The organism is Methylotenera sp., assembly GCF_029945535.1.
Lineage (GTDB): Bacteria > Pseudomonadota > Gammaproteobacteria > Burkholderiales > Methylophilaceae > Methylotenera.
The window spans coordinates 87519-113391 of the sequence record NZ_JAQSCU010000010.1 but is presented as its reverse complement, the minus strand read 5'-3'; the positions used below and the strand labels follow the sequence as shown (position 1 = coordinate 113391).

Here is a 25873-nt window from a genome sequence, read left to right as displayed (position 1 = left end):
ATGTATGTTATTTCACGGCGTAAGATGAATTGACTATAGGCTTTTCATGCATCAGCTTTGAAATTAAACCCGAGATTGCTTTTGAAATTGCAAAAACAATTGCATACAATAAAACAGACTGAATAACACCACGAACTACACCAATAAAAAGATAGTGTAGAGAATCTGCAGTAATTCCAAAAAGAAAGTTTGGCCACACATTCAGCATACCAATCACAGCCAGTTCAACTTTGCCAGCCGTAGCTCGAATCGCAAATAAATCTAGTGCAAGAAACAAAATCAAACACATAAAGAAGTAAATAAAACTAAAAAACACACCGAACATCACCCAGCCCTGACCAAAAACAGAGCCTGTTTTCTGTCCACCTAATGGTATACCTACAGCCAGATTAACAAGCACATCACCCATAGAGAAATACATTTTTTCTTTATTAACATCTATTTTTAGCGCATCAAGAAAAGGCTGTGGCAATGTTGCCCAAAAGAAATCACCGCTAACGGACATGACCTGCTCTGCACCTTTATCAGAAACCTTACCGGCAAAATACATCGCATTATCGTGAAACTGAGTAATCACAAAACGTGCTACGAATGGACTTTTAATGTAGCCCTCATCGTATGAGGACCGAAGCTCTCTAGTCAAAACTTCTTTACGAAAACTATCGATTTTGTCTTGCTTTTGAAAGTTCTCAAGTGTTTTAGCCACCATTTCCGCCCCAGACACCTTGCCACGATCTGCCCTAGCGATTGCCATAGCAGTCACCATGTTAGAAACTGGCCAAGATAATGCGATGCCAAATATGACTAAAACACCTAATCTCAAGAGCATTTTATTTGAGACTAACTTATCGCTTCTAAGGCCAATCAAGAAAAACAGCAGTGCAACTGTTGCAATACCGCTTAACATCATTGCACGAGCATTAAATGCCATGGCAACTAAGCCAACCAAAATGGTAAACATGAACAATAAAATATAGTTTTTCTTAGCATTGCAGTAACTTGGACCCATCTGTTGCAAATAAATAGGGATCAAGAATGGTGACCATGCAAGAAAACTCAGACCTCTCGCTACGGGGCTAATATTGGAAAGTAAAACAAAAAATAAACCCATCACGCCAATAATCCATAGATTTAATGCCGCAGGCGTTGCATAAACACCAAGCGACTGAAAAGCATTGCGCAACAAGCCTTGCTTAGCAGAGGTAGCGGATATCATTCTGTAAACAGCATGCGCTACTAAAGCAATAGCCTGATACATCGCCAACATAGAGAAAGTAAACAATGGCTGGTATAAATCTTTGCTAACAGCTGTCCATGCTGCCGATTGAGCCAGCATAGCCCCAAGAATTGAAGTCAGACAAAATCCAATAATGGCAAAACTTGACAGTGGGTGACTGTCTAACGCTTTAGTCCACCTAAAATAAAGCAAGGTAGATATTGATGAGGCCAAAATAATGCAGCTAGTCGCAATATTCACAGTGGAGAAATCGATAAAAAACTGTGCAACAAATGCAATTGTGGTTAAAAAAATCAACACATTATTTATAAACTTAGATATGGTCATGACTGCAACACCTCACCATAAATAGCCATCGCCTTTTCACCATAGGTGCTCCAGCCACCAATTTTATGAATTTTATTTAAGGCTTGCGCAGCCATGGATGCACGTAATTCTGGGTAATCTGCTAATTTTTGTATTCGTTCAGCCAGCGCATGCGCATCACGGATTGGCACAATATAACCTTCACAACCATCACTCATTAGCTCTTCTGCACCAGTATGTTTACTCGCAATGATTGGGCAAGCGCATGCCATAGCTTGTGCTAACACCATGCCAAAGCCATCTTGAATACTTGGTAGAACCAACACGTGACTGCGACTCATGATGTTTTTAAGCTCAGATTGCGGCACATGTCCCAATACTTTTGCATCAGACGGCCACAATCCTCGGCTTTTCAAAAGTGAAATCAAAGCTGGCGAAGGCGCCCCTACAAAAGTAATAGATTTAGCTGGATGCATTACTTTTAGATAAGCTTCAACTAGGTATTGAACGCCTTTTTGTAAACTCATCGCTCCGACAAAAAGAATATCGAATCGACCTTCATCAGGCTCTGCTACTGGCTGAAAGCGTGCAACATTCACACCATAAGGTAGCAATGCTAACTTTTTAGCAGGTACACCTTGCTCTATAAATGATCTAAAAGCAAAGGTAGATGGCACGGTGACAATATCTGCCTCAGCATACTCAGCCTCCTCACGGTCAATCGTCCGTTCATCTATGCCAGAAAAAGCTAATCCCCAGCAATCATGCTCTTCACGCAGCAATTGGTCTTGTACACGGATATGCGCCGAACCTCTATCACAAACAAAACGCATGCCTTTTTGGTGTGCTTTTTTACCAGCCAGAAGTGCTGTTCCAGACATTCCTACATATAAATCACAATCTGGTAAGTGATGACTTACATAATTGCCAAAAGTAATATCAGCAGCATATTTCCACTGGCGAACCATTGAGTCAGGTAGTCTATTTTTCCATGGGAGCGCCATGTATGCACCATGCACCCAAGGAAAGCTATGTATAGAAGGCTGTGGCAACTGCTCATTGCGTAGCTTGAAACTTGGATACCCTGTAAAAATTGACTCTAATGCCCCTCTAGCATGTAGCTCCCGCGCCAAATCAAAGGCATGATATTTTCCTAATGTTGAGATAGCGACTTTCATGCTGTCACGTTTCTTTGAGTTTGGTAAGAAATTGCAGCATATGCAAGTCTAGTTGCAACCAAAGCGATCAGTAACTCTGAAATAATCATAGCGATTGCTACACCATTCAGCATCCAATACCGTCCAAACCACCAGGCTAGAGCAATCACAAGCACGCCAACAACCAAAGACCACTGAGCGATTTTCATTGGCTGGTTAATGGCCATTAAGAGGCTGCGTGGCACGTGCCAAATACCACCGATTGCAGCATAAATAAGCATAAAAAGCATCAAATCTGGTACGAATTTAATATGGTCGTGAGTCCATAACTGTAACAACCATGGCGATATAAAATATAGTACAAAGCTCATCCCTGTCGCCTGGAGTACGCCAATCATCGTTGACCTGCGAAATACGGCTTCTACCGCGACTGCTCCACCCAATCCGAAAAGGCGAGAGAACTCTGGTCGCACAGCTGCGCTAAATATGGCAGTAATTTGCACTGAGATACGCGCAATTGTTCTGTATGTATTAAAAATTGCCACCAACGCTGGGCCAAACATAGCGCCAACCAACAAGGTAACCCCTTGAAAACTAAAAGCATTAGCTAAAGGGAAAGTCATAAATGATATTGCTGGTTTAACTAAAGCAATGACTTCAGCCTTTTGTGCTGAACTAAATCCCAGTTTAAGACCATGCTTGCCACGCGTGGAATACCAGATAAAGAAAACTGTACATATCAGGCGAGCGGTGAGGCTGGATAATGCAACTCCAGCAAAACTGCCTAACAATACCAAACCTAGCATAGACCCAAACCATTCTGCCAAACGAACTAGATTACCTAAAATTGCACCTGTGGCATATCGACTAGTGGACGTATACACAGTCTCTGTTAAACCTGCAAACAATGACAATAAAACACCTAAAGATAGTGCAATCAAAGCGATCTTACGATCAAAGTTTGTTAAACCAGGTAACGGCACTAACATCACAAATGCAAACAAAACAATAGCAATAGCAGAGCATGCAATAGTCATAAATAACTGCGCACTTTGAAAAACTTTATTGGCCTCAACTACATTGCCCTGTGCAATTGACATGGTCATCTGATTACCAGCTGCCGCAACCATGCCTGCATCAGCCATAGATAAGTAAGCTGGAATCGCTGACAACATTATCCAAATACCATAGGTTGAAGTATCCCAATAATGCAGAAAAATAGGTAATGATAAGAGCTGTATGCCAATTGTAATGGCTAAACCAAATGAGTTAGCTCCCATGCCTGCGATGATTCTACGTCTCATAGACAACCTAGCTTAAGAGGCTGCTTTTGATTTAACGTAAGGTTTTTATATGCGCTCATCATGTTTAGTGCCTAACAACAGAGCTCACTGCACTTAAGAATCCATCCACGCTTTTGCATTCAGCCATATCAAAAGCAACTTCCAATGACGCCTGAGACATTTTTGCAAATAGTTCAGGTTTACCTGCCAGCGCGGTTATTTTATTTGCAAGCGAATCAGTATCTAAACTTGGATAAACTAGTGCATTAAAGTCTGGCCGCGCAGCATCGGTAGCACCTATACAACCGATTTGATCACTGACAATCAGAGGTAAGCCAACACAAATGGCTTCTCGTGCAGACAATCCATAAGGCTCTTTTTCAGAAGGAAAAATCAACACATCAGCCATTGCATAAATGGATGGCAGAACGTCTACGTTGATAAAACCTCCAAAAACCGCACGAATACTTTTAGTGTTGGCAGTCGCCTCTAGCTCCGCTTTCATAACACCGTTGCCTGCAAAAAATGCTAGCAACTTTGCAGTTGTGCCTAATCTTTCTTGTGCAATTTTCACAGCTTCTAGCAAGTCTTGTGGTCGTTTCCAAGGCGCTAGCTTTCCAACAAATAATAGAACTATTTCATCATTGGCAATTTTATAGTTGGCACGATGCTGCTCACGCAATGCCAGTTTACTTACTTTAGCCTCATTTAACCGTGGCTCATCAACGGTAAAAGGGCATCGAAATATATCGTTTGGTTTCATGCCATATTTAAGGTAGTAAGCGGCATTGTTTTCACCTGTTGTCAGCACTCCGCTAAATCGATTAAGCAATACAGGCAACGTCATATCTTTTAGAAATTGCTTTAAAGCTGGACGACGAAACAGCAAGGAGCTATCAGACCACAGTAACACTGGTATTCTATTGAAATTACACCAAAGCAAAGCGCGCAAAAGCGTTAACTGCGCGTAGCCATGCAATTGAACAACATCAGGTGCAAAATTCTTTAATGCAGAGATTACGCTAGGGTTATTAATGTTCAAGAAACCAGACTCTTTTATCGTGTCTGCCTCAGATAAAAATTCATACTCATAGCCACCAAGCAAATCAGTAGCCCATTTAATGTCTACTGCCATATCTTTATCAAAATATGAATTAAGGCCAATTTTAGAGGCAAAAAATACCTTTAGCTGAATGCTTTCTTGTTTAGCCAGCGCTTTATATAGATGCACAAAATGTTGTATAGGATGAGATATAACTATAGCTACACGAATTTTTTTTGCTGGATTATTCATATGTAGGTTTACGTAATTCAGCTATTTACGCTCAATTAACGCCGCAATTTCAATGGCACGCTGATCGTAACTATAAGCAGGCACACAACGCAGATATGCTTTTTCGACCATCTGAGCTCTTTTTTCTTCATGCGCCAAATAGAAACGTATTTTTTCTGCCAAATCTTCTACCGTAGTGAATACATCTATCTCTTGCCCTACATCATAAAGCTGCCTGATTTCAGCGTTATCAGCATGCAACATAAATCCTCTGCAAGCTGGTAACTCAAAGCTACGTGTTGAAACCAAGTCTTGCCAACCTGTTTCATCTGCAACACCCATATGAACAGCTAAGTTAATTTTTACCGCATTCACTAATTGCGCATAATTCAGTCCATACACAGGACGATCTACAATGCAGTCTCTCAATAAGTCATTTGAACGAGATTTATCCCAATTAACACCATAAATTCTGAGACTTATTTCTGGGCACTTTTCTATTAGTGCGGAAAATAACTTTTCTTTGTGAGCCGTATAAGTGCCTATATAAAGCACATCTGGTACTTGCTCTGGACTTAAGGGATTTTGTACAGGTGGCAAATGAACATCAGGACAATATCCATGATGTAAAAAACTAACTTTATCTTTACCCAACATATTCTCTAATACTTTTACTTGAAAAGACTTAGTCGTTACAAATAATGAATAAAATGGAAAAGTAGATTGATCAATGCTATCGTAACTAAATCTAAAGTCTGGATAATAATTAATCGTTTTAACGCCACGCGAGGCAAGGGTCGATAGCGTTTTTGCTTTAATGTGGTTACCTTTAACAGTTAGTAAAACTCTAGTGTCTGACTGCTCCACTGTTTTCAATATTTTTTTATTGTATAAAGCAACATTGATTGGTTGAATAAGCCGATTAAGTAACCTAGCTGTCAAAGAACTGCCCTGAACAAAAGAGATTGATTGACTAACCTGTACAACTTCGTAACCTAAACGGCGAAATCCTTGAGCAACCCCAAAAGTTGTAGAACCAAACCATGAGTCAGCCGCGATAACAATACTAGATTTAAAACACACAATAATATTCTCTAAAAATCATTTCGCTAAATGCTCAAAGGCTTGGCCCGATAAGAATGGCTTGTTGCACAGGAGAAATTTCTTTGAGTAAGTCATTGATAAACTGATCATTAAGCTGATTTGATAGTTTGGCATCATCCGACACTTCAGAAACTCGAAACAACAAACCATCTGCAATATAGCCTTTAAGCCCCATTCCCATACGGGCATAATTGAGCGCACTTGGTGGGCCGCTGATGACTTTGTCACCTATACGAATGAAATAAGTCACTTGCTCTAATGTAGAACTCCGTGACGCTGTCATACGCCTTACGCTAATGGGGAAACTTGATGTCTTTAACTCTTCTTCGTGCAAGTTATCAATCGTAAAACCTTGAGATGAGTAACAAGACTCCGGGCGATGTAATTGCTTAGAGAAAGTTTGATTATCCCCATAAGCAACTGAGAGCATCACTTGCCTCCCGCTTGGCTTATGCAAATAAGTACGGCCAACTATTTGCGTATAGAGATTATTCAGCGCATCTTGCTGTTCTGGGTCGACAATTGCACTGCCCACTACATCGGTAACTTCAACCCAATCACCAAACTGTCTAGGCACAACATTCTCAAACTGCGGGCTACCGATGTGCTCAAACCAAGTCGCATGAGGCGTTAACCAAAATGCAAAAGTAACACAAGTCGCCATAAAAAGTACCGCTAGCCAATGCTGAATATTTGGCTTATGACTTGCGTTAATACTCATCTCAACTGCCATGGAACCTCCTACTAATAAGGCGCAATAGGGAATCCGTACCTAGCATCATCAACAAGCCAGCGGCAAACAACACCATTCCAGCAAAACCGTGTAAGAAACCTTGACCAGCTGCATTGCCCCAGTAATAGGTAATGAGCGATAAAACAATCACACGAATCACGTTAGCTGTAAAAGAGATCGGGATAATTAGAATTGGTAGCGCAATATTGCGTAATATTGAGTGATGGTGCACCAGATTAAGGTATAAAATTCCTAGCGCTTCAAGCATAAAAAGAGTGCGCATACCAGCACAGGCATCGGCAACCAGTAACTGATAATGCCCCAAGTAGATGACAACACCACTGCGGGCGACAGGTAACCCGGCCCATGAAAGTGCGTTGACAGTCACCGCTGAAACAGCGAGCTTCATTGCACTAGTAATAGGGCCTACCAGCGAGTTTGGAAGCGGAATCATAAAAATCATAAAGAACAGTGGAAACCTTAACTTATTGAGTAGCCCTACCCCGCCAGACATCAGTACGATACCCGTCAACACCCAAACAAACGCGCCTGTTTCAAAATAGATGATATCTAGCGCCCTACCAGGAATGTATAAGGCTCCCGCAATCAAAAAACAGGCCCATGCCAATGCTGGTGCAGGTTTATAACGCTCTAAATCTGGAGTTTCGTTCCACCGAGTCCAAAGTAACCAAAGTGAGATACTTAAAATAATCGGGCCGTGAGAATGCTCATCATCAGTCCAAAGACCATTACCCGCAATAAGGCTCCAAAGTGTGGGTATAAACATGAGTGCCAACCCTGCAAACATCAACCATAGACTGTTATTTGCAGAAAAATGTGCGTGTATCTCGCGGGCTTTTGAGAGAAAAGAGTTTGATTTGGATAGAGTATTCATTAAGAAACTCCCCAAGCATGCTTACAATGATTGGTAGTTAACATTACACACCCTGATTTCTAAAGGGAGCTTCTGTATAAGTCAGCGCAATCCCTTCTTTTAAGCTAACCTTAGACTGCCATCCAATGTCTTTCAGTCGACTCACATCAAGTAGCTTGCGTGGCGTTCCATCAGGCTTAGTTGCATCAAATACAACGCCACCCTTAAACCCCACAACCTCCATCACGGTTTCGGCCAACTCACGAATCGTAACGTCTGTTCCAGTCCCAACATTGAACAAACCTTCATTAATGTCATTTTCCATTAAGAAAACACAAGCTGCGGCCATATCATCCACATACAGAAACTCACGTTTAGGCGTGCCTGTGCCCCAAATCACCAAATCTGCATCGCCGCGCTCTTTGGCTTCATGCGCTTTTCTTAGCAAAGCTGGAAGAACGTGGCTATTCGCTAAATCATAATTATCGTTTGGCCCATAAAGATTGGTAGGCATCACTGCAACAAACTGATGCCCGTATTGCTGGTTGTAGCTTTCACAAAGTTTGATGCCAGCTATCTTAGCAATTGCATAAGGCTCGTTGGTTTGCTCTAAAGGGCCTGTTAATAAGTACTCTTCTTTAATTGGCTGAGGGCAGTCACGCGGATAGATGCAACTAGAGCCTAAGAAGCACAAGCGCTTTACGCCTGCCAAATGCGCGCCATGAATCAAATTCGATTCGATGGCTAAATTTTGGTAGATGAAATCAGCACGGTAAGTATTGTTCGCGTATATGCCGCCAACCTTTGCGGCTGCTAGAAAAATATAGTCTGGCTGCTCTTCTTGCAAAAAAGAAAATACTAAGTTTTGATCTAACAAATCCAGTTCTTGACTAGTGCGCGTGAGAATATTGCTGTATCCCTTAGCTTCTAGGTTTCTTAAAATAGCAGAACCCACCATGCCACGATGGCCTGCGATATAAATTTTAGCGTCTAATTGCATATTAATATCTCAAAAAATCTGTTAATTACCAGCCTAAATGACAGCTTTTTTTCGTATGAGCTTGAGTGCTGTGCGCGCAAGATACTGAGCACGTATCGCATTTTCTGCTTCAGCATAACAACGCAGCTCAGGCGCATTGCCAGAGGGTCTAAAATGTACGATTTCGCCATTATCAAACGTAATACGAAGCCCATCAGTCTCATCTAACTCAGTGACGTTCCCACCAAATGTCTTAAGTAAACGATTAATAGCAGTGGTCGAAGCCGCAAGCTCTAACAACAACTGACGTGAAACATCAGAAGGGAATAACTGCAATCTATCGCTCGCGGTGAATCTATTGGGCAGCTCCTGCGATAGCTCTGAAAGCTTGTACCCCTTGTCTTTTGCCATAGAAAGAACAGAAAGTATTGGCAATAAAGCATCTCGAGTATTCAACGGTGCCATTACTCGCCCATCTTTAACCATACTAGATCCAAGTAAAAAGCCGCCATTGGCCTCAAAACCTACAATGCTAGTTGAACCAGACTCACGCAATTGCTCCATCCCTGCTATCACATAAGGAGAGCCAATCCGAGTTCTAATGACTTTTGAGAAAAAACCACATGTCTCAATGGCAGTATTACAACTTATTGGGGTGGCGACTACTTTAGCACCAAGAAAATGTGCACTTAACAGTCCAACAATGTCACCACGCATCCATCGCCCTTGTTCATCGGCAATAAGAGGCCGGTCTGCATCACCGTCAGTAGAAATGATGGCGTCAAATGTATGTTCGCTCGCCCATTTATGCGCTCGTTTTATATCGACCTCTGCTACTGCTTCGGTATCAATAGGCATAAATTCATTCGTTCTATTTAGCGATGTAACTTCAGCGCCAAGCGCTTCGAGAATCTCTCGCAACAAATCACGTGCGACGCTGGAATGCTCATAAAATCCAAGTTGCATTCCCGCCAAGCATCGCGGCTCAAAATAATCAAGATAGCGGTTAATATACATTTGACGAGCGGCCATATGCACATCAGCCAAAACAATAGTATGAATAACTTGAGGTAAACGAATGACGGCCTGACTAATGTTCACCTCGTCGTCTTTAGTGATTTCACCTGAAAGGCCGTAAAATTTAATGCCATTTCTGTCAAAAGGAATATGACTACCGGTAATCATCATGGCAGGAGTACCTTGTTGCTGTGCATAAAAAGCCAATGCAGGTGTAGGAATATCACCACAAAAATCGACTGTAAATCCAGCATATTCAATTGCAGCTGCACAAACTGAGGCTATGCGAGGACTACTTGGGCGCAAATCAATCGCCAATGCCACGCTGCTTAGAGGCTCAATATGTATTGTTTCTAAAAAAGCTAATGTATAAGCAAAACAGACATCTTCTGTCATGTCGACAACTAAACCACGTGCGCCACTGGTACCAAAGCGCACATTGCTATTAGTGATTAGCTCTTGCAAAGAAACAACTCTTTCAGGCAGATTCATTTTGATAGTATTTTCATCAAATAAAATTCGAGCATTTGCTTGAAGTTACTCATGATAATCATAGGCCGAGTAACCATTTTCTTTCACTAACTCATCACGTTCTGCGCTTTTCAAGTCTTCTCTAACCATTTCTGAAACCAACTCTTGAAAGCTAGTTCTTGGAGTCCAACCTAACTTTTCTTTTGCTTTAGTAGGATCGCCTAACAAAGTTTCAACTTCTGTTGGGCGGAAGTAGCGTGGGTCAATTTTTATAATCACTCTGCCATTCTCATCTGCGCCGGTTTCATTGACGCCTTCGCCTTGCCAGTTAATTTTAATATCCAGCTCTTTGGCTGCGGCATTTACAAAATCACGCACACTGTATTGCACACCAGTAGCAATCACAAAATCGTCTGGTTGTTCCTGTTGTAGCATCAGCCATTGCATTTCAACATAGTCTTTAGCATGGCCCCAATCTCGCAATGAGTCCATATTGCCAAGATACAGGCAATCTTGTAAATTGAGTTTAATCCGTGCTAGCGCGCGGGTGATTTTGCGAGTAACGAACGTTTCACCACGGATGGGACTTTCATGGTTAAAAAGTATGCCATTACATGCATACATACCATACGCCTCACGATAGTTAACGGTAATCCAATACGCATAGAGCTTAGCCACTGCATACGGACTACGTGGGTAGAATGGAGTAGTCTCTTTCTGAGGTATTTCCTGCACGAGTCCGTAAAGCTCAGAGGTTGAGGCTTGGTAGAAACGCGTTTTCTTTTCAAGACCGAGAATACGTATGGCCTCAAGAATGCGCAAAGTACCTATACCGTCGGCATTTGCAGTATATTCAGGTGTATCAAAACTCACTGCCACATGGCTCATCGCAGCGAGGTTATAAATCTCATCTGGCTGCACTTGCTGAACGATGCGAATAAGGTTAGTCGAATCAGTCAAGTCGCCGAAATGCAACACAAGATTACGGTTTGAAACATGCGGGTCTTGATAAAGATGATCAATCCGATCTGTGTTAAACAAGGATGCTCGACGTTTTAAGCCGTGAACAACATAACCTTTTTTTAGCAAGAACTCTGCAAGATATGCGCCATCTTGGCCTGTGATACCGGTGATAAGTGCAACTTTATTCATGGATTAACATTTCAAACAAGGTTTATAAAATGACGCAGTCAATACTAGTAATCAATTTTCATATCAAATCTAGCGTTGAAACATAGTGGCTTATCTTCTTTACAACGGCATGACAACTCAGTTTTAATAATGCCTAAAGTTGAGATCAACACTTAGAAATCATTGATAACAGAACCAACGACGCGGGCACCTGTCATGGAAATTTGACTGCGCACTTCCGAAACATCAGAAAGTCGCGTGTGATTTAACCTAGAAACAATCAATGCTCCACCGCACCTAGCCACAGTTGCTTGCGCATCGGCGATAAAACTAGCTGGAGTGGAATCAATCAGAATGACATCATATTCACTTGTAGCCGCATTCATAAAGCTAGCAAAGACATCTCGATTTAACAGCTCTTGAGGGTTCGGCGGTAAAGTACCTGCACCAAGTACGGATAAATCGACGAAAGAGTCAACTTTAGTCACAACGCTCATCGTCGCTCGGTCAGCCAAAATATCAGACAAGCCAAGCTTTTCTTTGAGATTGAAAATCTTATGTTGACGTGGATCACGCAAATTTGCATCGATTAACAGCGTGCGTTGTCCTAGTTGCGAAAATACAATGGCTAGATTGGCTGCTAAAAAACTTGCCCCCTCGCCTTCATTGACGCTAACTATGGCTAAAGATTTATAGCCCTCATTAATCCATCGCATCATCACTTGGCTGCGCAACACGCGGAGCTCTTCTACTTGCTGGCTAAACGGCTGATACGCAGCAACTAACTCATCACTATAATTACCTTGCCCTGCATGCAGGTAGGGGTAATTAAACTGCATAGAAAGCACTTGACTAATATCAGCTTCAGTAATCAGTTTAAGCTTGAGTGCCGCATCACCAAAGCGCAAGCCTAAGTCTTGTTGCGCGCGAAGAACAGCCTCAGCATCTTGTGCTGATATTTTGCCGAGTTGGAGCAACAGACGACCAATACTTCGCTCACTCACAGTGTCTATATTGGTACCTAATAAATGAGTCATATTATCTTGCATACAATCCCTTGCGCGGCCTGAACAATCGACGAGATAGCGCTTTAAAGCCATACTTACTTACATTTCCTTTACTTGAATTGCTCCTAATAACGGCAAAGACGGGTAGTTGAAGATCTTCACTAAGATCCTCTCGACTTCTAACGCGCCTATCCATCATTTCAGTGAGCAAGCCCACGCCGACCCCTAAAATTGCACCAAGAAAGATGGATAAAATAAGATTAAATAAAACTCTAGGACCCGCAGCTTTTCGTGGCGCAGATGCAGGCGTTAGCACAGCAATATCAGCCTGATTTGCACTGCCTTCCAAGGTGGTCTGAGTAAAGCGTTGGCTTGCTGTGTCCATAGCTCGTTGAGCATTTTCCACATCGCGCTGAAGCACAGACAATTCATCTCTAGTGAGATTTAGCTCTAGTACGCGCGCTTTTTGGGCTGCAAGTGCGGCTCTAATGTCAGACTCTCGTTGTTGATGAATATGCGCAGTACCACCGATAGTAGTCGTAGCTCTACGAGTCTCTTCTAACAATTGACTTTTAAGTTTATCAAGCTCAGCCTTAGCCGCCTGATACTGAGGATGACCATCACTAAGTCTCTGCGATAACTCAGAAAACTTGGACTCTGCCCGAGTAATCTCTATTTTAAGATTCTGAACCACTGGGTTAGCAGCCACATCAGGAGATTCATCACCATTTCCAGTCGTGCGTTGCTGACGCGACGTAGAATCAAAAGACTGTGACTGAGCAGACACTAACTGTGAAGAAAGGTCGTTGAGGCGAGCACTTTCTACATCTAGATTTCCCATGACACTCGTCAAACCTTTTTCCTGCTGATACTTTGAGAGCTTAGACTGTGCAGCCTCTAAATTTGTCCGCAACGTTTTGGTTTGCTCACCAAGAAATTCAGCCGCTTTCTGTGCTGGCTCTACCTTAAGTTGTATATTAGTTTTTTGGTATGCATCAGCGAAAGCATTTGCCACGCCAGCTGCAAAATCAGGATCTGTACCCGTAAAGGATATCTCAATCACACTACTTTCACGGGATGGCTTGGCCTCTAAGTTATTCAGAAGCAAGTTACCAAACCATTCACGAATATCACCCTTACCTTTAGTCGCTTTATTAAACTGCGCTTGAGCCTGTTCGTTTTCTGCAAACTTCAGCTGATCAACCACTTTAATAGCAACAGTAGGGCTAGTAATAATGTCAATCTGAGTAGCCATATAGCCGGGCATGAGCTGGGCAGGCAAAGTAAGACCAGTGACTGGGTCTACTCCTTTGTAATTAAGCACTATCGAAGTGGTTGCCTTGTAAACTTTAGCCGTGAGCAAATTGACGACCAGTGTTGTCAACACAATCAAGCCAAATGTAATTAATATAATCTTTATCCTTGCCTTAAGGATAATAAGAAACTGGGAGAAATTCATGAGGGTTCCTAGAACAGGCTTTCTTGTACATATAGAACATCATCTGGCAGAACAGGATCTGTGAGCTCAGGAGAAAGCTTTTCTATTGCACCTTTTTCGTTTCGACGATGTAACTTGATATTTCGTTGAGTGCCGCGCGAGGTTAACCCACCGCCCTGAGCAAGTGCTTGTATCACAGTCATGTTACGTTCAATACGAAATGATCCAGGACGCTGCACTTCACCATAAATATAAAACATTGGCGCACGAGGCACATATATGCCGTCACCACTCGCCAGCTCTATATTTTCTGAATTGTTGCCAGTTCTAAATAGGCTATCTACATCCACTTCAAAACGATTGAGTTTTCCATCACGAAATGTGGTCACCGTCACCACATCGGCTCCAGAAGGATTAATGCCCCCTGCAACACCCAAAAAATCTGAAACAGTTCTAACGCCACCCACTACAGAATACTTTCCAGGACGATTAACTTGCCCCATCACCGAAATATCGCGCGCATGCACATAAACAATTTCACCGCCAGCAAGTGGAATATTCTGCGATCCATCCGTCTTATCCATAATGCTACGCAAATCATATTCACTCTTACCAGATTTACCAATAATAGTAATTAAGTCGGATCCGTCAGGCGTTGCGCCACCTACGAGTGCCAGTAAATCGGTAAGATTAGTTGCCCGATCCAATGGATAGCGGCCTGGTTTGTATACACTACCTAATACTGAGATCATCTTACTTTGGAATTGCACCACCAAAATATTGATTTGCGGCTGTTTGAGAAATCTGCCACTGACAAGCAATTCCGCTAATTTCTTTTCTGCTAACGGTGCCGTCATTCCACCCAACTGAACTTCACCTAACAACGGAAAACTAATTGTTCCATTCTCAGTGACCCTAGTTTCAAGTGTCAAATCAGGACTGTTATAAACCGTGATTTTAAGCACATCCCCTGGGCCCAAAACATAGTTGGCTTCTTCGGCAGAAACCGAATGCATCCAAGCAGCAAATACTAACGTCACAATACAGACAAAAAAATGTCTAAAACTTTTACCTAACATTCACTAAGTCTCTCTATAAAAATTAATGGTCATCTTGCTTGAGTAACCTAAAACAAAGGTAGATTTAGTTAAAGTCCAGACAGCCCTTTATCTATTGCCGAAGAGCCAGTATCAGGCTTAGCATTTTTTTGACTTGGTTTCGCTTCAGCCTTCACCTCAGCGACCGGCTGGCTACCAACAGCTTCTTTGGTACTGTCAGGCTTCTCTAAATCTGACTTTTTCATATCTGCAAATGCACCAGAAAATTCAATCTTTGCCTTTTCATTAAGGGCTAGCATTTCTTTTTTAGCTAAACTTTTTTTATTCAGATTTAAAAAGTACTGCTCAATAATTGGTGTCGCTTTTGTACGAGTAATCGGTGAAGTTTGAGAGGCTGCAATTTGTATAACATTAAGCGTATTACCTGTTGGAACCTGAAGTACTTCACCATCTTTAAGCACTTGTAATTTTTTCAGCAAAGTCGTTGGCAATTGCTCTGCGGCCTTCACATTACTGTTAACAGTAAATACGTAATTATTGTCTTTTATCCACTTAACGATTTGATTGATGTCTTTAAGCTCTTTTAGATTTGTTTCAGCCTCAGCAGACTTATCTTTACTGACATCGACTACTAACTCTTGTAAACGGTAAATACGACGGTTTTCGAACAATTCAGGATGCTCTTTATAAAAGGCATCAATTTCTGATGACGAAGGTTTTGGTGCCTTTTGCATCAATTGCTCCAAGTAAGCTTGAGCTAAAAATTGATCTTTTGATGACTCTATTGCCTGCTGCACTCTAGGGTCGATATCCAATTTGGCGTTAAGAGCTTGCTGCTTTAGCAACTGCTGCTCAACTAGGGCAGCCAATACCTGCTTAGAAGCAAGCTTGGCTTGAGACTTATCCAACTGACCCATTTGAGCCATCTGATTATTAACTTGATGTATCGTGATTTCATCACCATTAACAATAGCAACAACTTGCGAATCAGGTTTTTTTGAGCTGCTTTGATCTTTTTTTCCACAAGAAGCAAGTACCACTGCAGAACAAACTAGTAACAGCACTAAACCACCATTTGTATAACGCATATCTATTTTATCCAATTCTAAAGTCCACCTACTATAAGAGTAAAATGTGTATTTAATATGTCTAAAATAAGTCAAATTTATGACCGTAGATAATGTGCTGTGGCAAAGATATTTATCGCTATATCACAGTAACTTAAGAAGGTTTGAGTGGTTAATAATCGTAGCGTAAAGAAAGGTTTACATTATTAAATTGATAGCCTTCATTTCCTGAATTGGATGTCCGCTTTTCACCTTGATATTGAAGCTGAACTAAAGACCTGAATGTGGGCGCATAAATAACTGAGAAATTGTAAAGCTTAGATTCATCGTAACGGTCTGTATCGTTAAAAGATATTCCAGCACTTCCTAGATAGGTTCTTTCCTCATAGCTAAAACCTGTACGCACTCTAATTTTGCTTGTGGCGTCCCATGTTGGGTTTATGCTCCAGCCTTTAATCTTCACATAGGTCGACAACACGTCATCTACCGGTGAAACCTCTTGGTAAGCAGCTAAGTTAACACTGGTTTTACCTGTCAGACTCTCATCTAAATTCCAACGCTGACTAAAACCGTTAAAGTCACGCTGAGACGAATCTTTGCGATCCAAACTTACCCGTGAAACTCTTGTCGAAATTCTCGTTTTACCCGTTGGCACCCATGCCGCATTGACTATAATGTCTTTCTGAGTACTCTCACTCCCAAAAATTGATTGCGTAAAGCCAGTTCTATTCGGGTACATTGAATCAGCAATACGATAAGACAGACCTAATACCGTACCTGATGGATTTTGATAACGAATACCACTCTCATAAATATCATCTTCTCTGTCATAAATACTTGAGCTAGTGAGGGCATTGTCTAATTTAATATGTTCACGACTTGCACTTAATGTCCAGTCTGGTTGCAAGTTCCAGTTAATACTGACAAGCTGCCGAGTCGATGTTCTTAAGTTTTTTAATGGCGTTCTAGTTTCATTAAACCCTGCGATGGCTTCACTTTTATTTGTGCTGAGTTCACCGTAAACATCATTGCCGATACGCCAACTCCAACGAAGACTATTAGATTTACCAGTGTTATTTAAATTTTCAAATCGATTATAGGTGCTTTCATTAATACTTGTTGAAACAGTCACTAACTGGCGACTTAACCTTAAATTAACAGCCAACCCTAAATCAACTTGCTTCACAGTATCTGAAGCGTCAGAGTTGCCCAACACGGCTTTAGCCTGCTCTGGAGACGAAAATCTAAACACGTTATCATCGTAACTAATATTTGTACTAACATAGGGTTTGATATCGATAATCCCTTCGGCTGAAGATGCTAAAGAGAAAAACAGTAGCCCTCCAATAGAAAGTGTTTTACAAGCGTGATTGCGCATTACCAATACTGCCAATGACCTGTCAACATAACCCAAATACCTAGTACGCCATTAGTCACAGCGTGTGCAACGATAGGAATCCACAGATTTTTATATTTTATGTACAACGCCCCATAAACAAGGCCAGCCAATAAGCCAGCAAGCCACAAATGATGTGCTGAAGCAAACACGCTGGCACTTACCACTAGCGCAAACAACGAGACATTTTTTGGTGAAATATTCAGAAAGTTTTTGTTATCAATCCAGCGCATCAAGAATGAACGCCAAAAGATCTCCTCCATTACTGGTACGATAAGTGCTGCGCCAATTAGGCGAGATGATAACCATAAGACATCTTGCTCTATGTCCACGGCTTGAGGATGATTGTTAACACCTGCCCATGCAGGATACGGCAAGATCCAAACCAAAAATACTAGTAAGCCTGCAAGTACTGCATGCACAAAGTCTATCAAGGCAGGTTTAGTTGTAAGCTCTATGTAACCGCGCCAAAAATAAAGCAATGCTGCAAGAACCGACATCACTCTTACTAGATATAACCACTTAGAGTCAAAACTTAAGATACCAATACTTAAGCCATTCAAAAGTTGTGGCAAATAATCACTTAAAGCCAAGAAAAGGATATAAATAGCAAAAGGCAGAACTCTTGGAAGGATATTATTTTGATTTACCATATATTCACACTGACTGGTGAGACATGGATATTACGTGCGGATTATTACGATAATATTTCTAACATTACATTTTTAATACAATTTTATTTAAGTCAATTGTGAATGACGTTAAGTTGCAGGCTGCGATGAGTTAGTCAAAACTAGCTTGGCAATTCAGCTAACTGAGCGCAGCCCACAAAACTTTATTTAATAAGCCGCCTTCTTTTTAACCATAAGCTCTTCATTGAGTTGATCCTGACGATTTTGTAATATATTTTCCAGTTCTACACGTTTTAACTGAAAAAACTGCTCTTTACGCATGACTGCATTATAACTATCAGGTTTATCGTATATCTGAATAAGCTCAGTACCAAACTGATGTAATTTGGCATTTTTAGCTTCACAAACATCTAGTGACTTTGTAGTTTGCGCTAAATTTGTAGATAATGTTTTGCGTTGATTATCGTTAAACTTAAGATCGGCTTGCGCTTGTTGGTACTGCGTTTTTAGGTCATCAAGACTCTTTTGTGTGGTTTCAAGTTGAGCTTGCGTTTGCAGTTGTTTGGTATCAACAGCTTCTTTTGCCAGCGTTACTTTTTTAATTTCGCCTTCCAAAGCTTTATTCTTACGCTCAGCAGTTGCTAGTGACTTACTAGCTTTTTCCAATTCCTCATCACTACTTTTCAACTTATCTTCAAGCTCTTTTTTTTGCGTATCAAATTGCGTCTGCATGGTAGCTTTTTCAGCTTCCATATCCTGCTTCATTTTTTGCATCATCAGGGCAGCGCGTCTTGCAGACTTGTCTTTTTCTGCTGCATAAGTGTTGCTTGAACAAGCGATAGTGATGGCTAAAGAAGCAATGATTAAGCATATGTTCTTAAAAGTTGGTTTTAGTTTCATGATCAGTCTTAATTAAAACTTAGTATTGAGATCAAGCATTAACACATCTACAGACAGTGGAGATAGTAGAGGATCATTAATAGCTGTCCTACGTGGAGATATCTCATCGGCACTAAACCATCTCGCTGTAAGCCAAGTATTTTTATCAATGCCATAGCTGCCACCTATCAACCAACCTTTAGCATTAGTACCGCCAAGATAAAAATCCGAGTCTGTAAAGCTATCTAAAACGGAGTCTGCCTCTAATCGCTTATAAGCAGCAAATACATTCCACTGGCCTTTCTGATAAGTTTCCGGCATACCTACCGCTACTTTCAACTGATATGCATTGACTTGTTCAGACGGTGCTGCCTGACCAGTTCTTCTAGCAATGTCTTCTTTATCGAAGCCAATGTTTCTAATATAGTCGCCCGTCAGGATAATGTGTACTGGATCGAATTGAGCCAAATCAACTTGCCCAGTAATATTTATGTCTCTAAATTTTGAAGATAGGCCATATTGCTCAATGTTGGAACCAGGTGGTGCGGAGCTATTAATATCAAAAGTTGAATTACCTTTTGTTCTAGATACTGGAACCGAAGCGCTATATGGTCCATTAGTTCCAAAATCAGCCCCATTCGATATGCCTTCAACATTTTGAAAATCGTACAAAGCTATCGCGAATTTTGCATTTAATTTACTGTTGAGCTTCCAATTAATACCTGCCTGAGAGCCATACATCCATTTGCTTTTAATCAGATTACGATCAGATTTTTCTATTTCATCAATCGGGAATGCGCCTATTGTTACAAAGCCTGATAATTGGTCATTTATATTTGGCGTAAAGCTTGCAGCAACGCCATCAAAGGCCAAGTCAGGATCCCACATCAAATCAGTTGAAAACCAAGGATTGGTAAAACGCCCACCCACGACACTCAACCAAGGTTTAATTTTGGCATTCATATAGGCTCTATCTAGCCCTATTGTATATTTACCACTTGCCGCTTCCTGTGTTTGGTTTGGAGAAATTGGGTCATCCAAGCTACCCGTTGTCATTCTTATACCAGCCGTCATCCAATCGTTAATTTCGGCCTTAACACCTAGCTGAGCACGTACTCTTAAACGATTTCTATCTTCTGTCGTATTATTTAATTTAGCTCCGTTAGCCACGTTAAAGTTAAATGGCGTAGGGTTGCCGTCAGGGTATTTATCTGATTCAGCTCTTAAACGCAGCGATCCTTCCCACTTAAGGCGATCTATCCATTCCGGCATGCCTAAACGTTCGCCTGCTTTATAGTTGAGGGTAGTCATTACCTCATCTTTAATTTCTTCTTTCATTTGTTTTTTTACAATTTCGGGGACGTATTGAACACGTACCATTTTTTGATCAATTGCTGCATCCACAGATTCAGAAGTGTTTGCTGGTGTTGCTGCAACATCTTTCTCTTTAGCAATTTGTGCATCTTGCTCCGCTTGTTTTAATAAAGCACCAGCTTTATCTTTGCTGAGTACGCCTTCTTGCACCAACAGATTTACAAGATTGGTCGTAGTGGAGCGCAGTTGCTCCAATGATTCGCGCTCACCTGCTAGCGCAGAGTTTGCAGTTCCAAGCATTAACAGGGCAATAGTTGCGATAATTGATCTGGTGTTTGAACCAGACAAATGACTACTCCGAAAGCCTTGAGCAACGTCTTCTTGAGCGACTTCTTTAAGTAATGGCAGTTTTTTCATATCTACTCCAATTTCATATTCAATAAAATTCATTCAATGCTTTGCTATTTTTCCAATGCTTCAACCTATGGCAGCTTTTATCCTATAGAACGCGCGCTAACCTTTAACTTCACTGGTTGTGGCATATCGCCTGGTGGCGGCTCAGACAATGCAGGCATGCTATCTAAAGCTTTTCTAACTAATGCGTCTTTGTCAGCATCCCCAGTAGAACTTACCAGTTCATACTTCTGAATACGTCCATTAGCAGCGACCCACACTTTTACAATCACTTTATATGAGCCAGTTGCAAGCGCTTTATCTTTGGAAATAGCATCTTCAATTTTGTCTTTGAGTTGCCCTGTGTACCAATCAAATTGGTGCTTGTTCGGGCCACCGCCTATGGTGCCAGTCTCGCCACCTTTGTACTCACCGCTCACAGCACCAGCCGCAAATGGGCTAGGTCCATCGCCGGCAGCCCCTTCCATTTTTAGAACTTCAGCCGGTGGCGTTTCCGCAGGTTTAGGCTGCGGTTCAACCTTCACCTCTTTTGGCTGTTCCTTTGGTTGTTCTTTAGGCTGCTCTTTGGGTGGCGGCGGAGGTGGGGGTGGCGGTAAATCTTTTAACGCGATAGTCGTCATCTTCTTTTTTGGGTGAGCTTCGCCACCTGACATAAGCTTTTTAATGCCATAGCCAATACCGCCAAGAATCACGAAAGCCAATAGAACAAGTGCAATACGCTTAAGCCAAACACTAGTCTGGCTTGGCGGTTCTTCATCTAAAAATGGGTCATAAGTTTGTTGCACTGTGGTTACCTTTAAAATTACCCTTAAGTCCCAATTTTCCCAGTGGCTAAACCAACATTTTCTATTTCCAGCTTATTCACTAAATCAATGACGCTTACAATTCCTCCATAGGGAGCGTTAGCCTCGCCAGCAATCATCACGTTAAACTTTGGGTCTTTAGCTTTGGCTGCGTTTAACTCAGTTTCAAGTTGCGCCATACTCACACCAGCGCCATTAATGGTGACGGTGCCGGCAGGCTGTACTTTTATAATCTTTACGTCGTGTTTTTCAGTGCTAGGCTTATTTGATGGTTTGGGCAGATTCATCTTTAAACCCTGCACACCGGCTGTTGTCATTAAAATAAATATCACCAAAAGTACGTAAGCCAAATCCAGCATTGGGGTAATGTTGATGGTGTCATAAGGTTGTGCATCATTTTGTACTTGCATATTTACTCCGCTACTCGCTTAGTCACCAAACCAACTTCAGTAATATCCAGTTTTTTACAGATGCCCAATACTTCGGAAACTTTATCAAAATGTGCTGCTGCATCGCCCTTTAGCACCACTGGCAAATCTGGGTTGCCACTTTTGTATTCCGCTAAACGTGACTCTAAAGTCGCCATATCTACAGGGTAAGCATCCAAATACACTGCACCGTCACTGGTAATGGTAATTGCCCGCATTTGCGGCTTCGCTAATGGCGCAGAATTTACGGTGTTTGGGGTTTGCACTTTCACACCTTGCACAGATGCAGTTGTCATGATGATAAAAATCACCAACAGCACGTAAGCCAAATCCAGCATCGGCGTGATGTTAATCTCGTCATATAGCTGATTCTCTTCTTTGACGCCCTCAGACATGTCAGCGTTACTCTTTACCGTAAAGTTCGGCTGAACGTGTCACAAATTCATCTACAAAAATCTGCATCGCAATCGTGATGTTTTTAACGCGACTAGCCAAATAGTTATAGCCGAATAGCGCTGGAATCGCTACGCCCAAACCTGCAACCGTAGCAAGCAAAGCGGCTGCAATACCTGGTGCAATTGCATTCACGTTCACGTCGCCCGCAGCTGCAATTGCCGCAAAGGTAATCATTACACCAACTACTGTACCTAACAGACCTAAGAACGGGCCGCCAGAAATTGCAATGGTGAGCAAGACCATACCTGCATTTTGCTTTTGAGTTTCACGCACTAAGTCAGCATCAATGGCGGCTTTAATTGCATCCATTGCGGCGCCACTTAACGATAGCTTTGCGCCTTCGTGCTGACGCTTCTTAATCTCTCTCAAACCAGCAGAGTAAAGTCGGTACAAGGTAGAGTTTGGATAGTTAGCCCCTTTATCTAAGCTCAATAAATCGTTCGTGTCCGCTTTTTGAAAGCGCGCCAAGAACCTTTTATTATCTTTGTCGGTTTTTGATACCAATACCGCTTTTGTCCACATCACCCAAACACTAATCGCAAACATAACGGCCAAAATTCCAATCACCACTTTGGCGTCAATGGTCAAACTGTTAATTAAAATTGAAAGGTAATTAGGCTCACCATCGCCTTCTTCATCACCCTCGCCACTCGCGCTTTCTGAAACTGTTAACAAAGCGCTTTCAACACCTTGACTACTCGCGGCTAACTTCATTGCAGCAGCACTTTTAGCATTGCTAGCAACTTGCATTTCGTCTATCTCACCAGTAAAAGCCTCACCAATTTTAATTTCTTTACTCATGTCTGCGTCAGCAACAGCACCTGTCGCCACTTGCGCGCCATCTAAATACAGATTTGCATTTCCAGCATTGATTGTGAAGGCAACGTGCTGCCAAATCGCAGGTTTAAGCTCCCCACCAGTTAACGTTGCACCTCCGATTTTTAAAGTGAGCTTTTGTGCATCAATGGTTAAGCTTATTGCGCCGCCTTGATTGTAAAGGCTTGCAGTTTGCGGGAGAGTTGTTGGCTTAACCCAAGCCGACCATGTATAGCCAGTACTTGCATTAATTGCAGGATTAGCAGTAATCACAAGTGGCTGACCACTAAATACCGCACTCTCACCAATTAAACCTGCCTTCTGAACTGTAATAGCACCTGAAGCTTGTAAACCAGTCGCTGAGCTATCTTGCAGTAAACTTGCTTCTGCAAAGTGAAAACTAGCAACCGTGCCAGCAGCGTTAATTGCTTTAGCATCACTTGTCGTAGCAGCCGCTTTTTCATTGCCGTAATACACATTAAAATGTGCATCTTTATCGCCCGGCTTGATGCTTGGTAGCATGACCCAAACAATCGCCAGTTCATTCACGGCATCAAACTTTTCGATATAGTATTTAAGTTCAGTTTTGTCATCTGCGGCTACAAAACGTAAATCTGAGCCATCTACATTCACACTTGCAAAATCAAAATTACCTGAATGTAAGCGCACGACAACTGGCACTTGGCTTGTAACTTCTGTAATGCTTTGTGGATTAATACTGACTTTTGTATGCTTCGCCCACTCTTTGTTCCACTCCGCAAAACTGGTTAGCGGCAATAGCCCACACACAATAATCAATGACAACAATAGTCTTTTCATACGCCAACTTTCTAAGTTAATTTACTAATTACTTTAATATTTAAAATTCGTACCAAAGCCGCATATGGCTTGCCAAATCGCCTTTTTTTGTTGCTAGGCTATCTTTAAGCGGCACAGCTAAATCCAGATCAAAATTAACCCCTTTAAACGCTTTTAATCGCAAGCCCACACCAGCACCAGCAAGCTGCGTTGATTCAGCATCTATGGTTTTTAAACTTGCAATATCGTAAAAAGCAGCTAATTTAAAATCTTGCACCCAAGCAAGATTTTTCAATAATTGCGGGGTTCTAATTTCTAAAGTTGAATGAATAGCTTGATCGCCAGAAGCTTCTGCCTCTAAATAACCACGAACAGTATCAGCACCGCCAGCAAGGTATTGCTCGTTTGAAATCAACGGCGAGCCTGAGAAAAATCCATCTAATTTTGCATAAGCTTCAAAGCCACGCGGTAAAGCCTCTGTACGCTCAATCTCAGCTTTGGCGATAAAGAAATTAGGTTTAGCGCCAGCGGCGCTGCCGACACCAGGTCTTTTCTCTAAGAACTCTTTATCATCTGCTACTAGCCCACGAAGACCAAAAGTAACACCCGTTGTAAACTGCGTGCTACTGCCTGAACCTTGCCAACCACCTGAATAGGAGGTAGATAAGGGCATGTAAGTAATTGGCGTGCTCAGATCAAAATTTGTGAGTGTTTGACCGTAGTCTTTATAATCTAAACCAAGCGAGATTGAGTGATAATAGCTATCAACTGACGGCAACGGCTTAATCAAACGCGCACCCAAAATGGTACCGTTACCCAGAATATTGATGCCGCCTACCGTTGCAACATTACTTTTAGAATGCACGCCGTATAAGGCAAGTAATAAATCACTTGCATCAAAACGCATTAGATAATTCGCTGAAAGAACCTGAACTTCATCGATATTTTGTGGGGACAACTGAAAACTTAATGCGAGGCTGTGGTCACGTTGCCATAAGTTATCGTAATGAATAGAGCCGCCTAAACGCCATCTGGTTGTATCTTGGCTATAGCGATCATTCAACTCCAAGCTGGCATGAAGCGGCAGCTTGTCTTCAACTTTAAGCTCAACTTCAACTGTACCAAACTCTTTGCCCGCTTTTAAGACGGGTGTAATACGCCTATCTGCAGTTCTATTTAAACGAGTAACATCTTGCTGAAGCGCTGGAAAGTATGGAACTTCACCCTCTTTAACTGATTGCGCTAAGTCTTTAATTCTGCCTAATGAGTAGTAATGCGAATCTTTAACTCGCAGCTTGGAAACTTTACCTTCAGTAACGTTTAATTTGACTATTTTCTTATTCACCTCTTGCTCTGGAATGTCCACCAGCACAGTTAAATAGCCAGCATCATGATAAGTTTTTTCTAAGTCTTCTCTTGCTTTCTCAACATCATCAATAGTCTTCTTCTCACCCATATGTGGGTAAACAGACGTTTCAATTTTAGTTTGCGGGAGCTTTGTATTTCCTTCTACCTGAAACTCTAAAATATCGAAATAATTAACATCTTTATCTTTAGCTTTTTCAGATACAGGAGTTGGATTTTCAAGTGCCTTAACATCAACTTCAGGGGTATTCGCTACAGCAGGCTCACCATCTAATACTTGCGACGGGGGCGGCAAAGCAATTTTTTCAGAGGCAGCGCCCAGACTCTCCGCCGCATACAAGGGAGTCGCCTGTGCAAACATCAGAAATGTAAAAATAACTGTGCATGTTTTATAGTTATTCTGCTTGCGCATAACGAAGTAAAGTCCTGTTTATAGA

23 protein-coding genes are annotated in these 25873 nt (G+C 41.8%); all 23 read right to left on the bottom strand.

Annotated elements, in window-relative coordinates:
* Nucleotides 1-7: 7 nt before the first annotated feature.
* Nucleotides 8-1564 (bottom strand): hypothetical protein, encoded by a 1557-nt coding sequence (locus PSU72_RS03605; protein ID WP_300430745.1) that lies wholly within the window; start codon nt 1562-1564, stop codon nt 8-10.
* Nucleotides 1561-2721 (bottom strand): glycosyltransferase family 4 protein, encoded by a 1161-nt coding sequence (locus tag PSU72_RS03600; protein ID WP_300430743.1) that lies wholly within the window; start codon nt 2719-2721, stop codon nt 1561-1563. The genes PSU72_RS03605 and PSU72_RS03600 overlap by 4 nt, the downstream gene beginning before the upstream one ends.
* Nucleotides 2718-4004, bottom strand: a complete 1287-nt coding sequence (locus tag PSU72_RS03595; RefSeq protein WP_300430741.1) for a hypothetical protein — start codon at nt 4002-4004, stop codon at nt 2718-2720. The genes PSU72_RS03600 and PSU72_RS03595 overlap by 4 nt, the downstream gene beginning before the upstream one ends.
* 64 nt (nt 4005-4068) lie before the next feature.
* A complete protein-coding gene (locus PSU72_RS03590; protein ID WP_300430739.1) occupies nt 4069-5277 on the bottom strand; it encodes a glycosyltransferase family 4 protein in 1209 nt (402 codons plus the stop codon).
* Nucleotides 5278-5298: 21 nt separating this feature from the next.
* Nucleotides 5299-6339: a glycosyltransferase gene (locus PSU72_RS03585; RefSeq protein WP_300430737.1), complete on the bottom strand. Its 1041-nt coding sequence runs from the start codon at nt 6337-6339 to the stop codon at nt 5299-5301.
* Nucleotides 6340-6373: 34 nt separating this feature from the next.
* A complete protein-coding gene (locus tag PSU72_RS03580) occupies nt 6374-7093 on the bottom strand; it encodes an exosortase C-terminal domain/associated protein EpsI (RefSeq protein ID WP_300430736.1) in 720 nt (239 codons plus the stop codon).
* Entirely contained in the window at nt 7083-7988 is a 906-nt protein-coding gene (gene xrtB / locus PSU72_RS03575; protein WP_300430734.1) for an exosortase B, read from the bottom strand. Before xrtB ends, PSU72_RS03580 begins: the two co-directional genes overlap by 11 nt.
* Nucleotides 7989-8031: 43 nt before the next feature.
* Entirely contained in the window at nt 8032-8967 is a 936-nt protein-coding gene (locus PSU72_RS03570) for a GDP-L-fucose synthase (RefSeq protein ID WP_300430732.1), read from the bottom strand.
* A gap of 33 nt (nt 8968-9000) precedes the next feature.
* Entirely contained in the window at nt 9001-10455 is a 1455-nt protein-coding gene (locus tag PSU72_RS03565; RefSeq protein ID WP_300430730.1) for a phosphomannomutase, read from the bottom strand.
* A 45-nt stretch (nt 10456-10500) separates the two neighbouring features.
* Complete coding sequence (gmd, locus tag PSU72_RS03560) at nt 10501-11586, bottom strand: GDP-mannose 4,6-dehydratase (protein ID WP_300430728.1); 1086 nt, start codon at nt 11584-11586, stop codon at nt 10501-10503.
* Nucleotides 11587-11738: 152 nt separating this feature from the next.
* Nucleotides 11739-12614, bottom strand: a complete 876-nt coding sequence (epsG, locus tag PSU72_RS03555) for a chain length determinant protein tyrosine kinase EpsG (RefSeq protein ID WP_300430726.1) — start codon at nt 12612-12614, stop codon at nt 11739-11741.
* Nucleotides 12604-14031, bottom strand: a complete 1428-nt coding sequence (gene epsF, locus PSU72_RS03550) for a chain length determinant protein EpsF (RefSeq protein WP_300430724.1) — start codon at nt 14029-14031, stop codon at nt 12604-12606. Before epsF ends, epsG begins: the two co-directional genes overlap by 11 nt.
* 8 nt (nt 14032-14039) lie before the next feature.
* Nucleotides 14040-15089: an SLBB domain-containing protein gene (locus tag PSU72_RS03545; protein ID WP_300430722.1), complete on the bottom strand. Its 1050-nt coding sequence runs from the start codon at nt 15087-15089 to the stop codon at nt 14040-14042.
* 68 nt (nt 15090-15157) lie between these two features.
* Nucleotides 15158-16231, bottom strand: coding sequence for an EpsD family peptidyl-prolyl cis-trans isomerase (locus tag PSU72_RS03540; RefSeq protein ID WP_300430721.1), 1074 nt, complete (start codon nt 16229-16231; stop codon nt 15158-15160).
* Nucleotides 16232-16307: 76 nt separating this feature from the next.
* Nucleotides 16308-17513: an XrtB/PEP-CTERM-associated polysaccharide biosynthesis outer membrane protein EpsL gene (gene epsL, locus PSU72_RS03535; protein ID WP_300430719.1), complete on the bottom strand. Its 1206-nt coding sequence runs from the start codon at nt 17511-17513 to the stop codon at nt 16308-16310.
* A complete protein-coding gene (locus PSU72_RS03530; RefSeq protein WP_300430717.1) occupies nt 17513-18184 on the bottom strand; it encodes a CAAX prenyl protease-related protein in 672 nt (223 codons plus the stop codon). The genes epsL and PSU72_RS03530 overlap by 1 nt, the downstream gene beginning before the upstream one ends.
* A gap of 186 nt (nt 18185-18370) precedes the next feature.
* Nucleotides 18371-19063 carry a hypothetical protein gene (locus PSU72_RS03525; RefSeq protein ID WP_300430715.1) on the bottom strand — a complete coding sequence of 231 codons (693 nt, stop codon included), beginning with the start codon at nt 19061-19063 and terminating at the stop codon, nt 18371-18373.
* A gap of 12 nt (nt 19064-19075) precedes the next feature.
* Nucleotides 19076-20773 (bottom strand): putative porin, encoded by a 1698-nt coding sequence (locus PSU72_RS03520; RefSeq protein ID WP_300430713.1) that lies wholly within the window; start codon nt 20771-20773, stop codon nt 19076-19078.
* A 77-nt stretch (nt 20774-20850) separates the two neighbouring features.
* Nucleotides 20851-21555: a TonB C-terminal domain-containing protein gene (locus tag PSU72_RS03515; RefSeq protein ID WP_300430711.1), complete on the bottom strand. Its 705-nt coding sequence runs from the start codon at nt 21553-21555 to the stop codon at nt 20851-20853.
* 23 nt (nt 21556-21578) lie between these two features.
* Nucleotides 21579-21983, bottom strand: coding sequence for a biopolymer transporter ExbD (locus tag PSU72_RS03510; RefSeq protein WP_300430709.1), 405 nt, complete (start codon nt 21981-21983; stop codon nt 21579-21581).
* A gap of 2 nt (nt 21984-21985) precedes the next feature.
* A complete protein-coding gene (locus PSU72_RS03505) occupies nt 21986-22396 on the bottom strand; it encodes a biopolymer transporter ExbD (protein ID WP_300430707.1) in 411 nt (136 codons plus the stop codon).
* A 7-nt stretch (nt 22397-22403) separates the two neighbouring features.
* Nucleotides 22404-24092, bottom strand: coding sequence for a DUF2341 domain-containing protein (locus tag PSU72_RS03500; protein WP_300430705.1), 1689 nt, complete (start codon nt 24090-24092; stop codon nt 22404-22406).
* A 40-nt stretch (nt 24093-24132) separates the two neighbouring features.
* Entirely contained in the window at nt 24133-25848 is a 1716-nt protein-coding gene (locus tag PSU72_RS03495) for a ShlB/FhaC/HecB family hemolysin secretion/activation protein (RefSeq protein ID WP_300430703.1), read from the bottom strand.
* Nucleotides 25849-25873: the final 25 nt, after the last annotated feature.

What these genes read in the sequence shown, in the direction of transcription:
- PSU72_RS03605 (WP_300430745.1), bottom strand. Translation starts at nt 1,564, where the DNA reads ATGACCATATCTAAGTTTATAAATAATGTGTTGATTTTTTTAACCACA.
- PSU72_RS03600 (WP_300430743.1), bottom strand. Translation starts at nt 2,721, where the DNA reads ATGAAAGTCGCTATCTCAACATTAGGAAAATATCATGCCTTTGATTTG.
- PSU72_RS03595 (WP_300430741.1), bottom strand. Translation starts at nt 4,004, where the DNA reads ATGAGACGTAGAATCATCGCAGGCATGGGAGCTAACTCATTTGGTTTA.
- PSU72_RS03590 (WP_300430739.1), bottom strand. Translation starts at nt 5,277, where the DNA reads ATGAATAATCCAGCAAAAAAAATTCGTGTAGCTATAGTTATATCTCAT.
- PSU72_RS03580 (WP_300430736.1), bottom strand. Translation starts at nt 7,093, where the DNA reads ATGGCAGTTGAGATGAGTATTAACGCAAGTCATAAGCCAAATATTCAG.
- xrtB (WP_300430734.1), bottom strand. Translation starts at nt 7,988, where the DNA reads ATGAATACTCTATCCAAATCAAACTCTTTTCTCTCAAAAGCCCGCGAG.
- PSU72_RS03570 (WP_300430732.1), bottom strand. Translation starts at nt 8,967, where the DNA reads ATGCAATTAGACGCTAAAATTTATATCGCAGGCCATCGTGGCATGGTG.
- PSU72_RS03565 (WP_300430730.1), bottom strand. Translation starts at nt 10,455, where the DNA reads ATGAATCTGCCTGAAAGAGTTGTTTCTTTGCAAGAGCTAATCACTAAT.
- gmd (WP_300430728.1), bottom strand. Translation starts at nt 11,586, where the DNA reads ATGAATAAAGTTGCACTTATCACCGGTATCACAGGCCAAGATGGCGCA.
- epsG (WP_300430726.1), bottom strand. Translation starts at nt 12,614, where the DNA reads ATGCAAGATAATATGACTCATTTATTAGGTACCAATATAGACACTGTG.
- epsF (WP_300430724.1), bottom strand. Translation starts at nt 14,031, where the DNA reads ATGAATTTCTCCCAGTTTCTTATTATCCTTAAGGCAAGGATAAAGATT.
- PSU72_RS03545 (WP_300430722.1), bottom strand. Translation starts at nt 15,089, where the DNA reads ATGTTAGGTAAAAGTTTTAGACATTTTTTTGTCTGTATTGTGACGTTA.
- epsL (WP_300430719.1), bottom strand. Translation starts at nt 17,513, where the DNA reads ATGCGCAATCACGCTTGTAAAACACTTTCTATTGGAGGGCTACTGTTT.
- PSU72_RS03530 (WP_300430717.1), bottom strand. Translation starts at nt 18,184, where the DNA reads ATGGTAAATCAAAATAATATCCTTCCAAGAGTTCTGCCTTTTGCTATT.
- PSU72_RS03525 (WP_300430715.1), bottom strand. Translation starts at nt 19,063, where the DNA reads ATGAAACTAAAACCAACTTTTAAGAACATATGCTTAATCATTGCTTCT.
- PSU72_RS03520 (WP_300430713.1), bottom strand. Translation starts at nt 20,773, where the DNA reads ATGAAAAAACTGCCATTACTTAAAGAAGTCGCTCAAGAAGACGTTGCT.
- PSU72_RS03510 (WP_300430709.1), bottom strand. Translation starts at nt 21,983, where the DNA reads ATGCAAGTACAAAATGATGCACAACCTTATGACACCATCAACATTACC.
- PSU72_RS03505 (WP_300430707.1), bottom strand. Translation starts at nt 22,396, where the DNA reads ATGTCTGAGGGCGTCAAAGAAGAGAATCAGCTATATGACGAGATTAAC.
- PSU72_RS03500 (WP_300430705.1), bottom strand. Translation starts at nt 24,092, where the DNA reads ATGAAAAGACTATTGTTGTCATTGATTATTGTGTGTGGGCTATTGCCG.
- PSU72_RS03495 (WP_300430703.1), bottom strand. Translation starts at nt 25,848, where the DNA reads ATGCGCAAGCAGAATAACTATAAAACATGCACAGTTATTTTTACATTT.